Origin of the sequence: Bradyrhizobium diazoefficiens (assembly GCF_016612535.1) — a bacterium.
GTDB classification, from domain to species: domain Bacteria; phylum Pseudomonadota; class Alphaproteobacteria; order Rhizobiales; family Xanthobacteraceae; genus Bradyrhizobium; species Bradyrhizobium diazoefficiens_C.
The window spans coordinates 3,321,250-3,336,350 of sequence record NZ_JAENXS010000001.1 but is presented as its reverse complement, the minus strand read 5'-3'; the positions used below and the strand labels follow the sequence as shown (position 1 = coordinate 3,336,350).

The following is a 15,101-nucleotide window of genomic DNA, read 5'->3' as shown; positions in this document are numbered from 1 at the left end:
CGGGATCACAATCTGAGCACATCTCACAGCACGCAAGTCATCGGTGATTGACAGACCAGTGCACGTCCGCGAGCTGCAGTGGATCGAGCCCGTCACGGCGATGCGACGTTTGGCGCATCGACCGCATCTGACGTTTCTCGATAGCGCGGCAACGCACGAATTGCTCGGCCGCTATTCATATCTGAGCTGCGACCCGTTCGGTACCTTTATGGTCGCGGACGGACAGGCGAGTTGGAACGGAGAGGCTCTTGAGGGCGATCCGTGGGAAGCTCTTCGTGCCCTTCTCGCCAACTATTCGCAAGAGCATCGCTCCGATCTCCCCCCGTTCCAGGGAGGCGCGGCCGGCTTCCTTGCTTACGATCTAAACAGGACGTTAGAGCACTTGCCGACGTCCGTAATTCCCGGCCAGGGATTGCCCCAATCGCTCCTGCATTTCTATGACGTAGTCGTGAGCTACGACCACCGGCACAACAAATGCTGGATCGTTTCGACCGGATGGCCGGAGGAGGATCCTATACGCCGCGCAGAGCGTGCACACCGCCGAGCTGACGAATTTGCATCTCTCCTTGCCCGCGCAGAGACGCCGCGGGATGCATCCTCCGGCAGCGTGGGCGTGTGGCATTCGAACTTCAGCCGCGACGACTATATTACTGCGGTCAAGCGCGTCATCGGCTTGATTCTGGCCGGAGACGTCTTCCAAGCCAACATTGCGCAGCGCTTCAGCGCCAAGGTATCGACTTCCTTCGATCCCCTCACCTTTTACTGCCAACTACGATTATCAAACCCGGCACCCTTTGGAGCGCTCCTGCGCTATGGCAAGCTGACCGTCGCATCGAGCTCACCGGAGCGCTTCCTAAGGCTTGGCGGAGGTCGGGTCGAGACGCGTCCCATTAAGGGCACGATCGCGCGTTCCGCTGACTGGAAGGAAGACAGATGTCGAGCTCAAATCCTCCTTACGTCTGAAAAGGACCGCGCCGAGAACGTTATGATCGTCGACCTCCTGCGCAATGATCTGTCTCGCGTTTGCACTGCGCCTTCGGTCGAGGTTCCGGCATTGTGCAGGCTCGAATCCTATGCCTCGGTGCACCACCTCGTGTCGGTCGTTACGGGTGAACTTGCAGGAGACCAGGACGCCGTTACCTTACTTCGCGCTTGCTTTCCCGGCGGCTCCATTACCGGAGCACCAAAGGTGCGCTCGATGGAAATAATAGCGGAAATCGAGCGTGTGGGACGCGAGCTCTATTGCGGAGCGATCGGCTTCATCGGCTTTAACGGCCACATGGATACAAACATTGCGATTCGCACTGTAACGATCGACGGCGATGTGGCTGTCTTTCATGCAGGCAGCGGGATAACGGCGATGTCGGACCCAGAGGCCGAATACGAGGAGACGCTCGCCAAGGCGAAGTGCATCTTCGATGCGTTTCGTGCTGAACGAACGGGTGCAGTTTGATTGTCATCATCGACAACTACGACTCCTTCGTCTTCAACATCGGCCGCTATTTCCGCAACCTTGGTGAGGAGGCGCAGGTGGTCCGGAACGACGTGATCAGCGTCACCGACCTTGTTGGCCTGAAGCCGCGCGCAGTGGTCATCTCGCCCGGTCCCTGCACTCCCCTTGAGGCCGGCATATCCACTGCCGTCGTTCGCGAGCTTTCAGGTCGCGTACCGCTTCTGGGCATTTGCCTCGGACACCAATGTATCGGGAGCGTTTTCGGCGGAGGCGTGGCGCGTGCACGTCGCCCTATGCATGGTCGGTCCTCGTATGTCACGCATAATGGTCGAGGGCTGTTCAAGGAGATCCCATCCCCATTTCGCGTTGGCCGCTACCATTCTCTTGTTGTTGAGCTCGATGAGGCTTGCGCCCCGGATCTTATGGTGACGGCGCGTTCGGAGGAAGGCGAGGTCATGGCGCTCGCACATCGTTTCCAACCAACATTTGGCGTGCAGTTTCATCCGGAATCGATACTCACGGAACAAGGGTACGTGCTGCTTATGAACTTCCTACGCCTGACGGAGGCTTCCTGGGCGAGCATCGAGCCAGCTGCCGGATCGCAATGACAGTCTCGGCCGCGACTCGATCTCGCCGCAACCCGCGCGGCGCGAAGTGGTACACGTCTTCAGGCCTGATGCCGACGCACGGCGTTCGCATCAGCGATGATGGGTGTGTGAAATAGCAGCCTGGGGGCAACGCTCGCAATCTTGCCATGGGCCGCATTACCGCTCTTTCGGTCGGGTGAACCTATTCGTAAGGGGTAATCCGCCTCACCTGGCAAGAAGGTAACAATGCAAAAAGTTCAAGCGTTTTGAGATAGGAGAGCCAGCTCGATTCTGACTAAATTGGGGGTTGTGCTCGCCGAAGGGTTGCATGATGCTTGCCTCCATCATGGCGAAACTCTCAACGAGAGTCGCTACGCGGATCACTAGTCAACTCAAGAGGTATCAAAGCGTATTAACAGGGCTATTGAAGCGCGATGTCAGCGAAGCCGACACGGTCGCCGTCGTCAACGATATGCTTTTCGATATCTGCGGCTATGACAAATACTTACACGTCACTAGCCAGTATGCGATCCGCGGGACTTATGTTGATCTTGCTGTGAAGGTTGACGATCACATCCGGTTCATTATCGACGTCAAGGCCATCTGGATCGATCTCAAGGACGCCCATGTCAAGCAGGCCATCGATTACCCTCTTCTCAATATCGCCAAACACCCAGTCTCCGCGGAGCACGGCATATCGCCTAGCGGATTTCAAAAAAGTCGTCAGCCAGCGTCTTAGTGCTATGCCCAGGATGGCGCCGCAGTTCGAGCAGCAATTCATAAAGGTATTTTTCTTCATTCGCTCGCGGCACGAGCAGCAGTTAACGATATCCCGCGCTGCAGAATCGAGGTGAAGCATAAGGCGCGACCTATTTCGCGTTATGAACGAGCACCCGCTTTTCTCACAGATGAGCGTCAGTCCACAGGCCAAACGCAGGAGCGACTTGCGCACTTTTCGGTTGCGTCCGCTCAGCTGAAAGCCGACCAATTTCATCTAGATCTAACATTCGCTCGTCTTGAGCGGAACCCAAATACGGTCGCCAGCTGCGATACAGCCAGCGCTGGAAATTCGAATCTAGCATTGTCCTTTGCGCCAGATTGTCTCCGACACCAGATCGTCGAGCGATCTGAAATGCTTGGCACGATGCACCGATTAGCGCCGCAATTGTTCCTTGAATCGTGTACAGCGGAGCGGACACGGCACTGTTATCAAAATTGATTGGGAACCCATTGCGTAAGATTCGAAAGCGAGTACCCCGACGCTCTCCCCAAACATCAGGAATTTGCCCCATGCGGTAGCTGCGAGATTGCTTCGAATTAGCCAGCAATTCGTTCTTGAGCGTAAAGAATTCATCATCTCCCGATGAGAGCGAGACCAACAGTTTCTCTGCCTTACCCCCCACAATATCTTGACCGCTCGATATCAAATCTCGAGTCACATCTACGCCGGTACATCCAAATATCACATCACATCGATTGAAGAGAGCCTGCAGATCCGCGCCTCTTGTAAATGAATCGCTGGACCGTAGATCAAATCGAAGGGCTTCAACCCCGTACTTCAGAAGTTCATCGTAGAGGGCGCTACCAATATAGCCGAGGCCGATGATCCCAGCTCGCCGCCCTAATGTCGCAGTATCGATCAAATTCCTGATTCTTTGCATGGCAGCATCCGCGACTATGGCTGGCTCGCAAATCCGCTTAACCGCACTGCCGCCAACGTCCACGACAGGAAACGAAACTGTGTGAAATCCTGGTTGCCAAAACCCGCTAGCCGTTTGCTCGACACCGGCGAGACGATATGGGAGAGGAACGAATTGCACGAAGTGAGAAAGCGCCTGGCCGCCGTCGTCAATCACAAGAGCAGTTGGATTAAGATACTTCATCTTCGTGCTGGAGAATCGTACCGAAAGCCGACGAATATCATCAATCAATTCGTGCGATTGGGTTCTCGTTAGATCGTAGTCTCTCGGCTCCTGCACCGTCACGCCGAATGAATGGAGCTGATCCACTACATCCGGGTTTGTGGAGTATGGCTTTCCTGCTAACGCAATCCGATCATAGCTCAGTCCAAGCTCGTTCAATGCCCAGCAAAGCACGAGCGACTGCTGCATGAGATGCTGCACGCCGAAAAGAAGCGTACTTCCGTCAAAACGAAAGCCGTCGGCCTTAAGGGATTCGACGAGATGAACGACAATTGGCATCTGTTCTACAGCAGATCGAGTAGCGCTCTCCGCTGATTGATTACTTTTGTTAGACCGATTCATCGTCACTCTTTGCTGAACCGTGTCAATCGTTAATCGGCGTGATCGCAATGCAGCCCCCAGTGAGAAATGCCGAACTTCCAAGACAAATCTTGGCTTGTTCGGCTCCGGGGTGTTGCTCTTTGAGCATCGTCTGCAATTGCTGTCCGTTTAAAGACCGGAAGCCCGCTTTGCGCTTCGTGTGCTCGTGACATTGTGAAATTATCTCGTCCAATTTTTCCTGAACAGACGATCTGTCATTTGAGGGAAGAAAATGGGGGCGCTTCAAGAAGTATAGCGATGGTTCAAGTGCGAAAGACGGTCGGAAGATCGAAGGAAAGAATCGCGAGCCGGTCGCGGCGCTACCGCTCTGAGCCAAAGTGATAGGTTCGAACACGTCCAGGTCGTACATTAGCTGATGGATGTGCTTTGAGGGCAGCACAGCTTCATCGAGTTCCGATTCCACGACGCCGACAAAGCCGGGACGATAGCCGTGAGCGATCATGCTGACCCCGAGAACGTGATTTTTCTCGGTTTGCCGAACCTTCTTGTCCAATTCCTTCTCTAAGCCCATTCGAACGCACGTCAGGCTCAGTTGAGCAATAGTCGCCTCGAGTAGGGCTTGATGGGCCGCTGCCTTCCGGCGGATACCATCGACGAAACGCGTCGGAAACAGAATTAGTTGTGCGCGCCAAGGACAATCGATCTGTGCAAGCAGACCTGAAAACAGTTGACCAAAAGCAAGACTGCTTCCTTCGATGATTTGAAGGTGATCAATATCTGAGTTCTTGATAGAAAATTTCTGATTGTTGTTCTTACCCTGTCGATACATTCCCGTATCAGTGTTCTTTAGAGTAGAGAACTTTTCCTTGTCACCGATGTGCGGCAGCACCACTAACGTGGTCCCGCCGGCGTCTCCGTTCAGTTCCGGCTGAGAGAACGATGTTGCAAACGTCTCAAATAGACCGAAGAACTCTCCGGCGCCCAACATAAACATTGGCACAGTTCGCTGAACGCCTCTATCGTGACGTCGGACTGTCACCGTCGATGCGCTTATCGTATACAGCTCGATTGCACCCGAAATGACGAGACCAAGCGGAACTAGGCCACCTCTGTACTCGTCGCGGATGCCGCCGTCAGGACCCAACGCCGGCCAGTTGAACATTCCATGGCGGATCAACCTCGTTCCGTAAGGCGCGCTTACAAGATGAACCGGCTCGTTCGCAAATTCCTTGAGCACGTCAAAAGCAGGCAAAAAGCGCTCCGACAGCGAATTGCGCCTCTCACCCACGTCCCCCCATCTTATGGATTGCACCGCAACATCGATCATGTTCAGACTCCCTCCCTAATCTTGCCACCCTGTATTGTCACTGGTGTGGAGTGAGGCAGTCCATCAAATTCTTCGCCGTGCGATACAATGATTGTCCCGAAACCAGCCTCGCAGAGCGCTTGAACCAAATGCCTCAAGCCCGCGCGCCCGTCAGCGTCCGAGCTCAGCGCCGGTTCATCCAGGAAAATCCAAGGCGATCGTGCCAACAAAGCTCCAGCCAGAGACAGCCGCTTGGCAACCACGAAAGGCAATTCAAAGGGTTCAGCTTCGGCGAATGGGGTTATGCCCAATCCCGCTAATACATCGTCCGTTGTGAGTCCGATTTTGCCGGCTAGAAACGTCTTCCTTTGAGCCGCAACATTCGACAGAGCGTCCAAATAGGCGCGGGTTGTTGTACCAAAGATTTGATCCAACGGATTTTGAAAGGCATAGAATATCAAGTTGTCTCGGCTTCTATGGGGCGAGAAAGATTGGCCGGCGACATCCAGTCGACCACTTTGTGGTGCGAGGACACCGCAAAGCAGACGTGCCAGCGTGGATTTCCCTGCACCGTTTGGTGCTTTGAGGATGTATGGCCTACCGGGCTGGAACGAGTAGTCTGCCCGATCAAACACTGGGCGATTAGAGCTCGGATAGCTGAAGCACAAACCCTCAAGCCCTAGGGAGGGAGCAGACACCCTTTGCTGCGAGACCCTTTCGGACAGAGCCAATAGTCGAGAGTTTAAGTCGACTGAGTTTGCGCCCCGTTCAAATTTGATATGCCTATCGAATAACGTCGTTATAGCCTGAGGGTCGTTATCGGAGACATGAAACTCTATGCCTAGCTTGGAAGACGATAGTACATCGCCGATTGCTGGCCGCGACCGACGATCCAACTGCTCCAAGAGACCGTCGATTGCGATGCGCTCTGGCTGCAATGCGATAGCGCACGCAATCAAGAGGCGGACCGTCTCGCCGCCCGACAGGGACATGATAGTTTGGTCCGGCGACAGGTATCCAATCAACTCCTGTATTGCGGTGCTCGATTCGATTCGTCCAAGCTTTTGCGCGCGATGAAGACGAAGCTCCCCCCGCACAGATCGAGCTAGTCCCGACAAATTGTTGTCGAGCAATGAATTCAAATACTGCCCGCTGCCTGAGGTCGTACCTGCGTTCCAGGCGAAATTTCGTAACGCGTCGGACCGGCCTGAAAAATTGGGACCTTCATATAAAACGACGGTCATAGGTCACAGACCCACCGAGACAATAATGAGAGCTCCGGCAATTATGGCTGCGATAATTGTATCCGCTCTGGATATACTCAGCACATCAATCCCGTGCGCCCGCATGGCGCCGAGGAATGCATTTCCGTTCCACTTCGACTCGGCTCGTCCGAGAGATGTGCTTAGGGTCGAAACCCACGTCAGACCTATCAACTTTCCCAACGAGCTGACCTTCGAACCCAAAGACGGACCGAGCAGCCCTTGAGCTCGAAGTGCAACGACGCTGCGTTCGAACGACTCTCGCACGGTTGTAGCCAACGATAATCCCGAAGCGAATATGATGGCGAGACCCTGGGGCAACCCTAGTTTGCGCAGGACCGTATCGAATTCACCGTCTGGAACCGTGCCAAATGCTAGCACTATCGCCGACGTCGTCACCAGCATTCGAACTAAAAGAAAAAATCTGGAATTAGAATCGAAAATCGCCGTCAAGGTTGCCGAAGGATCCGGCCTGCCAAAATCGAAAAGTACCAGGGTCCAAAGCACGGCAGAAGTAAAGACAAATGGTGAGACCAGAACGATGTAACGAACGAGCAATCGTTGTTGTCTTAACAGAAAAAAGCCCAGGATCGCGCAAGCCGCAGTCGCCGCGAGCGCTACGCGCCCCGAGTTAAGGGACGCGCAGAGTGCGGCAATTGCGAGAAAGAGCCTACCGAACGGATGTGCTTGCACATTGCGTCTCAAATAAACAAGCGCCGCACGCGTGACGGCGTAGCTCTTACCAGTGCGCCGGCCACGAATAGCTGGATGGTCTTGTCGATGGGTTCGGAAGCGAAACCCGAAGCAAGCACTGACTGAAACAAATTCGCCCCGGTCTTCAACAGCGCTGCGACAATTAATGACGCTCCGGCTCCGGTGATACCGCCAAACACATAAGCAATGATGGGAGCACTGACGGCCCCCGCGACTATCCCTAACCCAACGCCGACGGCGACCATCAGTAGAATTTGCTTTAGGCCAAATCTCACCTCCGAGACGAAACCGCCAATCAAGGGACGCGCAACATAAAACGAATAGGCGGCAATCGCGACTTGAGTGGGAATGAACCAAAACACCACGGGATTGAAGACGAGCCCCGTCAATACGAATGCCGCCGCTCCTACGAAGGCGGAAAGTAGGAAGCCTCTGAAGCCCATGCGACCTGCGAGCAAAGCAAAAGCGATCGTTCCAACTGCGTCAAGATAGACGGGCAACTTGACCAAATTCACAATTGCACCAAGACCGACGTCGATTGCGACGCAAAGCCCCGCGATCGCATAGAGAAAGGTCTCGCTTTCGCGGGCAAGAGGGATGGCCGAAGTTGAGGCGGGCTCGGACATTTTAGTCTCCAAAGGATGGCGTCTAGGCGCATAATACCGCTCCCAACTACCTGAAAACACGGTCATTTCGAGCGCAGGATTCGGCCCACAGTTTCTGTGTACCGATTCCGAGCGATGTCCCGGCGCGGAGAATTGAGCCGCCAGTCCACTCATCACGATCGGCCAACTCCGACGATTTGCAAAATTGGGAAGCAATTTCGGGACGCTGAAGAAATTAATGTAAACGGCAGACAACAGTTTAATTGCGAAGGCTCCTCGCGGAATCAGCCGCGAATGCAAGGAGGAGCCCAAATGCAAACGTCCCTGCAGATCAATACTGCCCCGGCATACAAGGCGGAACTCAGCGCGCTGAATGACACACACTGCCGCACGGCCATTGTAATAGATACGGATAGTTTGCTTCACCGAGGAATTGACAAGAAGACGGGACGTGCGCGGCCCCAGCGATCGTTCAACTATTTTGCCCTTGCCGCGGCGCTGCGCGAGCGGCGGGTTTGCGATGGATCCTTCTGCCGAAATCGCGACTTCCCGGCGCGCGCGGTGCACATGATCCGCGCTATAGGGCTCAAGCCTATCGCTGTTCGTGAAAATGTAGATCGGGTCGCGATGCTTGAAGCTATTGAGTACGCGTTCGCGGGATTTGAGAGGGTCATCCTCGTGACCCATGATGGCGACTATCTCAACGTGATGCGGGCGATCCAAGCGTGCGGCATCGCAGTTGAGGTCTGGGGACTTCGGCAAGGCGCTTCGAAGAAGTTAACCCAAGCTGCCGATCGCGTCGTCTGGATCGACTATCTTATGCTGCCGCCGTCTGACTTGCCTGGTCGCATTGGCCCCTTCGGTGTCATTCGAGAGCTGAGCCTCAGCCAAGCTGCTTAATCCAGCAAGCTGAGAGTCCGTAATCGACCCGTCAAATCCGTCCCGACTTCTGATCGTAAAGGAGAACAGACATGTTTAGGCGAGCGCTTTCCACGATCCTGATTATTATTGCCCCCTTGGCGACGGCCGCTTTTTTCGCGAGCAATCGAATTAAGCCCACAGCCATACGTGGCGTAATGGCGCCTACGGTGCCAATCGCAACGCTATTGGCGAACAAAGATGCTTACGCCAACAGCACAATCAAGGTGTCAGGAACCGTTACGTCGCAGGGGCGGGTTGGTCTGCTCGGATACAGCATTTTCCGAATTCAAGATCCCGTTGGATCAGCCATTATGGTTGTAAGCAGCAGCAACAATGCTCCACCAGTCGGCGCAGAGATAGCGGTCGTCGGACAATTAAAGAGCGCGATTCAGCTCGGATCCTACGATCTGCCCGTCCTCATCCAACAATAGGTATTTGCAGCAAATCTTGCTGCCACCACGGCGTCAACACCGGCGTCGAAACCCTTCGATCTACGCGGAGATCTCCATGTCCGACAAATCAGCGATGACCTTTTGGAGTGTTGCGCAAGGTAACTCCAGCGCGGGCGGTCACAGCTTTTTCTCGTCACCTGGGCTGCCGGTCCGGAAAGAGGAAGTCGCCGTGACGTTTGGTACGAGCAATCAACAGGTCGGCAAGATGCGAAACAACCTCGGTTTCTTCGACCGACTGGCCGTCGATCGAGCGTCTCGAGACGAAACGCGACGAATAGCCGGCGAATTGATTGTTCAAATGCTGGCCGTTCAGAAAGAGAAAATCATCTTCCAAATTAGCCTTGAGCTCGATGCGGACAAGAAGCGCTTATTCGCCGAATCGATGCGCGAAGGATCCCGCATGGAGAAGGAAATCGCAGAGCGATCGACCGAATTTGAGCGCCAATTGATCGACCTTGCCCTAGATCAGGGCCTCGCAGGTCACGAACAGAAGAAGTCGAGGCTTGATCGACTTGAGCATTGGAAGTCAACCGGTAGGCTGGACGAACAAAGCTACATAGTCGAACGAGAGAATATCGAAACGTGGGCTCGAATCTTCGGCAACAATTTAAACGCCAAGGTCGAGATCATCCTCCGTAACCATGCGCAACAGATCGAGAGGACACTGGCTCTCTTTCGCGAGAGGGCGGTACCCGGCCACTCGTCGGGTTAGGTCGTGTGGTGCGCTCTTGAAGCCTATTTGTTCTGATCCATCCATACAAATGCAACACTAAGGAGAATAAACATGTTTGACCGTACCTTCCGCTTGCTTTGCAATCTTGCCGGCGTCGACCATGAACGTCTACGCAAATGTCAGCTCGGTGACGGACAATTCGCCGTGAGGATCGGTTTGCAGCTTTTGCTTTCGTCAGTATTTCTCTTCGTGATCTTCGGAACCTCGCTTCTCATCGGCTTCGGAGACTCCTCAAGCTCAGATATCGTCGTACTAGCAATGGCCTTTGTCACCGCCTGCGTGGTGCTGCTGGTCGACATTCAGATCGTCCAATCGGACTTCTACCACCACGGGCTAGAGTTAGCGCGCGACCGCGGCTACGGGAACGCCAAGAACCTGCTTTGGACGAAGGTCAAACGCCCCGCTACCGTATCTCTACGATTGCTACTCTCTGTCACCATCGCGTTCGCGTTCGCCACTTTTTTCGAGCTGCGTTTGTTTGGCGCCGATATTGAACGCCAGATCGATGCAGACTATCGAACGGCTAACTCCAAGCTGTTCCAAGAGATTGAAGCGGAATATGACGCCGGCGTCGAATCGATGGCGACCGAAATATCGCGCCAAACTCATGAACTCTCCGAACTCCGCGAACAAGAAGTCGCATTACGACGCAAATTTCTCCTCGAAACCGAGCCAAACCAAGAAGTTGAGGTCCTGACAGAGCGCCTAAACCAACTGTCTGCCGCAAAGCGTGCCGCGGACGCAGAGATGGTGCGGCGTCAGGGGGATGCGATCAACGAACGAAACGGAGTCAAGGAGTCGACGGAAAACTCGGGCAAGCGCGGCGAGGGCAATCTCTACAGGAATGCAACCGAAAAGGCGCAACTGGCCTCCGTCGAATCGGAGCGGCTTCGGGGGGAAATGACGCGCCTACAGTCTACGATTGCAGAGATGCGTGAAAAGCGCGATCGCCGAAGTGAAAAGGCAAATGAGCTCGTCGTCGGCGGCTTGAAGACGCTCGATGAGGCAATGGCGTCTGTTCGATCTCGACGGGACGAACTCGACAAAAGGCGTGACCAGGCAATTCGCGATCGGGAGGTAAAACTAATCGCCATTGCACAACAGAGACCGGGCTATGCGGCGAAAGCTCATGGATTTCTGGCGCGTGTCGAGGCACTTGAAGTTTTGAAAGAACGGCCGGCGGTCGCAAGGGTAACGTTCTGGACCACTCTCGTGATCATGGCCGTTGAAGTGAGCGCGGTACTTGGCAAGGTGTTTTTCTCAACACCAACTCTTTACGCTGTACGCACCGCAGTGGACTTCGAAAATGCAGCCCAAGAGTTGCTTCGTGCAAACGACGTCTCTCGGTTTGATGCGGAGTCCGCCAGTATCAATCGCGAAATTGACATCGAAGAAATGCGTCAAGCCCTTGCAGAGAAGCGAGCCGCACGTCGAACGAAGGAGGTCGCCATGAATCAACTTTATCCGGATGACCAAGACAGAGCCGCTTGAATTTCGTTAGGCGGACACAATCACCGAATCACGAAAGGAACAGAAAATGAGACACATTGTAGGTCTTTGGACAAAGTCCGCTTGTTTAATCGTCGTCTTGTTGCTCTCGGGTACGGCATCACCACAAGCGCAGGATATTGAACTGGATTTTCATTTTTTAAAGTTCGGATTGTCGCGAAAAGCCGTTATTAGCATGCTCGGTGAACCGGAGGGGATCGTAGAGTCGCGAACGATCGCCATTAGATATTATCGAATGACGTGGGCTAGCCAGGACGGAGCACGATACAATGCGTACTTTTTCAACGATCGACTGTTCCGATGGAAGAAATGTAACTCCGTGTCAGCGTCCGTCTGTTGACTGCCGCTAGGTGCGTAGCGACGAGCGCCATCTTCACAGCAAGCTTCTTCTCCAAAGTGCGGCGGCTTGCGGCGTGTCGGCGGTGCGCGCGCCTATGCGCAAGATCGTAAGCTGCTTCGTCTATTGCCCAAGCCTCAAGACGCAACCTGTGACGTAGCCGCCGACCGCTATGCGCTTTTGCCGAAAAAGTCGAGCTGAGCTGTGTGCTAGCTATCTGCTAGCTTGTCGAGATATCGCTGCTTCTAAGAACGCGCTAAGTATTTGAACTTATGGGCGCACCCGACACGATTCGAACGTGTGACCTTTGCCTTGAGGGCACGTCACACTGTCTTGTGTAGAGCTGTGCCATCCCCCCAAAAAAGGGCCACTCCGAAGGAGTGGCCCAAGTGAGGGAGGAAAACGCCCCCTAAGGAGCCTCTGGGGATCAGGCCGCGGCCTGTTCGATCGGTGAGAAGGGTAGGCCGAGACTCTCGGCCACGGCCTTGTAAGTTAGCCGGCCCCGATAGACATTGAGGCCGGCGCGCAGATGCGGATTCTCGAGCACGGCTGCAAATCCCTTGTTGGCGAGAGCCAAACCGAAGGGAAGCGTTGCGTTGTTCAATGCTTGGCTTGAGGTGAGCGGGACAGCTCCGGGCATATTGGCGACGCAGTAGTGAATGACACCGTCCACCTCGTAGGTTGGATCCGCATGCGTCGTCGGACGCGATGTCTCGAAGCAACCGCCCTGATCGATGGCGACGTCCACGATGACGGAGCCCTTGCGCATCGAGCTCAGCATGCCGCGACTGACCAGCTTCGGCGCGCTGGCGCCGGGAACGAGCACGGCACCAATGACAACATCCGCGGCAAATACTTCGTCCTCGACGGCGTCTATGGTCGAGAACCTGGTGCGAACGCGCCCCTCGAATAGTTCGTCCAGTTCGCGAAGCCGGGGAATCGAACGATCGAGGATCGTGACCTCGGCGCCCAATCCCGCCGCCATCCGCGCCGCATGCGCACCAACAACCCCGCCTCCGATCACAACGATACGAGCCGGCTGGACGCCGGGCACGCCGCCGATCAACAGCCCCCGCCCGCCGGTGTACCGCCTGAGCGCCACGCCTGCAGCTTCAATCGCAAGCCTGCCCGCAACCTCGCTCATCGGCGCAAGCAGCGGAAGCCCGCCAGCCGCCCCCGTCACCGTCTCATACGCAATGGCGGTACACCCGGACTTCATGAGGCCCTTAGCCTGCTCCGGGTCCGGCGCCAAATGCAGATACGTGAACAGAATCTGGTTCTCTCGCAGCTGGGTCCATTCCGAAGGCTGGGGCTCCTTGACCTTTACGATCATCTCGCTCGACGCAAAGACCTCGCGAGCGGAGTCCAGAATCGTCGCGCCAGCCTTCCGGTATTGGTCGTCTGTTGCGCCGATGCCAGCACCGGCCGCGGTCTCGATCAGAACGCTATGGCCTGCGGCCACATATTCGCGGACGGCCCCAGGGGTCAGGCCCACCCGGTATTCGTGCGTCTTGATCTCCTTGGGAACACCGACCTTCATTAGCAATCTCCTCTTGAGCGGCCTCTTCTAGTGGGAATCGCGGTGCAAACTTACGAAAGTGGAGCCAAGTCGCGCGGAAATCCCCCGATTTTCTGGGCAACCACGCAGGATTTCAAAGAAGCGAGCGAGACCGATACCGCAATGTCGATGAGCAGCCGCAAGCGGCGGATTGCTAACCGAACTCTCGTGTCGAGCGGACACTATTTGCCGCCACGCTCGCGCAACCATGGGACGCTGATCACAACATCACAGCATATCAAGCATGACTTGACCTCAACCGACTTGACCTCATCATTGGAGGCAAGCAATTAGGTTTCATCTTGGTTCGCGCATTATCCTGAAACACACCACAGGCGTTCTCCGTGCGCCACGAAGTGACAATGCGAATGAACCCGATATGTGAAATTTCTGATCGAGGCAAAAGTCATACGGGTGTCTGCAGCGAGAAGGATAATGCGTTACGTTTTCCAAGCCTTTGTCGATCAACTCATTGAAAGTACCGACGTCGATGACCTTAGGTTGGGGATGGCCGAAACTGCTGCCGCGCTCGATCTGTGTTGTTTCGCCTACCTCGTTTTGCCGTCCAGACCAGGCGCGCCGCCGCTTCTGATTTCGACCTATCCGTCAACTTGGACTTCGCATTACGTCGAGCAGCAGTACCATCGGTTCGATCCTGTGATTATTCAATCTGTTCGCCGGGACAAGGCCTTTGAGTGGGGCCTTGGTCTCGGACCAGAAGCAGATTCGGAGCCTGCGCATCAGCTTTTCGAGGAGGCCGCCCGATTTGGCATTCGCTGCGGCTTCACCGTTCCGATTCACGAGAGCGGCGTCGCTATTGCCGCGGTCACATTTGCTGCCAGCGAACGAGGTGCGTCCTTCGGACGTTCCGTACGCCGGCACGCGCGTATACTTCCCTTGATAGCAACGACTTTCCACGCGCATGCACAACGTAAGCTGCGTGCCCGCGATCAGATTGATGGTGTCGCGCTTTCTCCGCGGGAAATCCAATGTCTGAATTGGGCCGCTCAGGGCAAGTCTTCCTGGGAGATTGGCCGCATAGTGGGCATCTCTCACCATACGGTCGCATTTCACCTGGACAACGCCAAGGCCAAGCTGGGCGTTCGGTCGACTATCCAGGCAGTCGCGCGTTTTGTTGCCGCTGGCGGAAAGACCTAGGTGAGGGCGGCCGGCGCGCCGCGACCATGCACACCCTCATCGCGTCCGCAAAGCCCAACAACGTCGATCCCCGGGCCTGCCTCGCGGGACATACTGCCCCGCCTGCGGGGTCATCCCGCCAAGCCCACTAGGCACTTCTGCCTTGGAATTGGCGCCCTCAGAGCGTCGCCCATGCGGCTTGAGCCATCAGCGCGCCGACCAGATGAGCAAACGAGGGTAAACGATGTTCCGGCATCAGCCCCGAGTTGCCAAACCGCGATTAA

The 15,101-nt window shown here is 55.4% G+C and carries 14 protein-coding genes; 8 read left to right on the top strand and 6 right to left on the bottom strand.

The window, feature by feature from the left end; genetic code table 11:
* Positions 1 to 58: 58 nt before the first annotated feature.
* From pabB to JJE66_RS15790, 3 genes are all read left to right on the top strand, one after another.
* Positions 59 to 1,453, top strand: coding sequence for an aminodeoxychorismate synthase component I (gene pabB / locus JJE66_RS15800; RefSeq protein ID WP_311979895.1), 1,395 nt, complete (start codon positions 59 to 61; stop codon positions 1,451 to 1,453).
* A complete protein-coding gene (locus tag JJE66_RS15795) occupies positions 1,450 to 2,061 on the top strand; it encodes an aminodeoxychorismate/anthranilate synthase component II (RefSeq protein WP_200515112.1) in 612 nt (203 codons plus the stop codon). Before pabB ends, JJE66_RS15795 begins: the two co-directional genes overlap by 4 nt.
* A gap of 307 nt (positions 2,062 to 2,368) precedes the next feature.
* Positions 2,369 to 2,779 (top strand): hypothetical protein, encoded by a 411-nt coding sequence (locus JJE66_RS15790; RefSeq protein WP_200515111.1) that lies wholly within the window; start codon positions 2,369 to 2,371, stop codon positions 2,777 to 2,779.
* Positions 2,780 to 2,942: 163 nt separating this feature from the next.
* Here the strand turns inward: JJE66_RS15790 and JJE66_RS15785 are convergent, their stop codons facing one another.
* From JJE66_RS15785 to JJE66_RS15765, 5 genes are read right to left on the bottom strand one after another with little or no spacing between them, the layout of a single operon-like run.
* Entirely contained in the window at positions 2,943 to 4,304 is a 1,362-nt protein-coding gene (locus JJE66_RS15785) for a hypothetical protein (protein ID WP_200515110.1), read from the bottom strand.
* A 22-nt stretch (positions 4,305 to 4,326) separates the two neighbouring features.
* Positions 4,327 to 5,610 (bottom strand): hypothetical protein, encoded by a 1,284-nt coding sequence (locus tag JJE66_RS15780; protein WP_200515109.1) that lies wholly within the window; start codon positions 5,608 to 5,610, stop codon positions 4,327 to 4,329.
* Between the two features lie 2 nt (positions 5,611 to 5,612).
* Positions 5,613 to 6,833: an ATP-binding cassette domain-containing protein gene (locus tag JJE66_RS15775; RefSeq protein ID WP_200515108.1), complete on the bottom strand. Its 1,221-nt coding sequence runs from the start codon at positions 6,831 to 6,833 to the stop codon at positions 5,613 to 5,615.
* 3 nt (positions 6,834 to 6,836) lie between these two features.
* Entirely contained in the window at positions 6,837 to 7,544 is a 708-nt protein-coding gene (locus tag JJE66_RS15770; protein ID WP_200515107.1) for a hypothetical protein, read from the bottom strand.
* A gap of 8 nt (positions 7,545 to 7,552) precedes the next feature.
* Positions 7,553 to 8,191 carry a hypothetical protein gene (locus JJE66_RS15765; RefSeq protein ID WP_200515106.1) on the bottom strand — a complete coding sequence of 213 codons (639 nt, stop codon included), beginning with the start codon at positions 8,189 to 8,191 and terminating at the stop codon, positions 7,553 to 7,555.
* Between the two features lie 291 nt (positions 8,192 to 8,482).
* Between JJE66_RS15765 and JJE66_RS15760 the strand changes: the two genes are divergently transcribed.
* The 4 genes from JJE66_RS15760 (at position 8,483) to JJE66_RS15745 (ending at position 11,767) form a co-directional block, all read left to right on the top strand.
* Complete coding sequence (locus JJE66_RS15760) at positions 8,483 to 9,070, top strand: NYN domain-containing protein (protein ID WP_200515105.1); 588 nt, start codon at positions 8,483 to 8,485, stop codon at positions 9,068 to 9,070.
* A gap of 71 nt (positions 9,071 to 9,141) precedes the next feature.
* Positions 9,142 to 9,522, top strand: a complete 381-nt coding sequence (locus JJE66_RS15755) for a hypothetical protein (protein ID WP_200515104.1) — start codon at positions 9,142 to 9,144, stop codon at positions 9,520 to 9,522.
* Positions 9,523 to 9,598: 76 nt separating this feature from the next.
* Positions 9,599 to 10,255: a hypothetical protein gene (locus tag JJE66_RS15750; RefSeq protein ID WP_200515103.1), complete on the top strand. Its 657-nt coding sequence runs from the start codon at positions 9,599 to 9,601 to the stop codon at positions 10,253 to 10,255.
* 72 nt (positions 10,256 to 10,327) lie between these two features.
* Positions 10,328 to 11,767 carry a DUF4407 domain-containing protein gene (locus JJE66_RS15745; protein ID WP_200515102.1) on the top strand — a complete coding sequence of 480 codons (1,440 nt, stop codon included), beginning with the start codon at positions 10,328 to 10,330 and terminating at the stop codon, positions 11,765 to 11,767.
* A gap of 782 nt (positions 11,768 to 12,549) precedes the next feature.
* On the opposite strand, the gene ald is transcribed toward JJE66_RS15745, so the two are convergent.
* Positions 12,550 to 13,662, bottom strand: a complete 1,113-nt coding sequence (gene ald, locus JJE66_RS15740; RefSeq protein WP_200515101.1) for an alanine dehydrogenase — start codon at positions 13,660 to 13,662, stop codon at positions 12,550 to 12,552.
* A 453-nt stretch (positions 13,663 to 14,115) separates the two neighbouring features.
* On the opposite strand from ald, the gene JJE66_RS15735 reads away from it, so the two are divergent.
* The gene (locus JJE66_RS15735; RefSeq protein ID WP_200515100.1) at positions 14,116 to 14,838 is read left to right on the top strand and encodes a LuxR family transcriptional regulator; all 723 of its coding nucleotides are present in this window, start codon (positions 14,116 to 14,118) and stop codon (positions 14,836 to 14,838) included.
* Positions 14,839 to 15,101: the final 263 nt, after the last annotated feature.

Bases quoted from the DNA above. Each gene is read 5' to 3' on its own strand.
- JJE66_RS15790 (WP_200515111.1), top strand. From the start codon at position 2,369: ATGATGCTTGCCTCCATCATGGCGAAACTCTCAACGAGAGTCGCTACG.
- JJE66_RS15785 (WP_200515110.1), bottom strand. From the start codon at position 4,304: ATGAATCGGTCTAACAAAAGTAATCAATCAGCGGAGAGCGCTACTCGA.
- JJE66_RS15780 (WP_200515109.1), bottom strand. From the start codon at position 5,610: ATGATCGATGTTGCGGTGCAATCCATAAGATGGGGGGACGTGGGTGAG.
- JJE66_RS15775 (WP_200515108.1), bottom strand. From the start codon at position 6,833: ATGACCGTCGTTTTATATGAAGGTCCCAATTTTTCAGGCCGGTCCGAC.
- JJE66_RS15765 (WP_200515106.1), bottom strand. From the start codon at position 8,191: ATGTCCGAGCCCGCCTCAACTTCGGCCATCCCTCTTGCCCGCGAAAGC.
- JJE66_RS15760 (WP_200515105.1), top strand. From the start codon at position 8,483: ATGCAAACGTCCCTGCAGATCAATACTGCCCCGGCATACAAGGCGGAA.
- JJE66_RS15755 (WP_200515104.1), top strand. From the start codon at position 9,142: ATGTTTAGGCGAGCGCTTTCCACGATCCTGATTATTATTGCCCCCTTG.
- JJE66_RS15750 (WP_200515103.1), top strand. From the start codon at position 9,599: ATGTCCGACAAATCAGCGATGACCTTTTGGAGTGTTGCGCAAGGTAAC.
- JJE66_RS15745 (WP_200515102.1), top strand. From the start codon at position 10,328: ATGTTTGACCGTACCTTCCGCTTGCTTTGCAATCTTGCCGGCGTCGAC.
- ald (WP_200515101.1), bottom strand. From the start codon at position 13,662: ATGAAGGTCGGTGTTCCCAAGGAGATCAAGACGCACGAATACCGGGTG.
- JJE66_RS15735 (WP_200515100.1), top strand. From the start codon at position 14,116: ATGCGTTACGTTTTCCAAGCCTTTGTCGATCAACTCATTGAAAGTACC.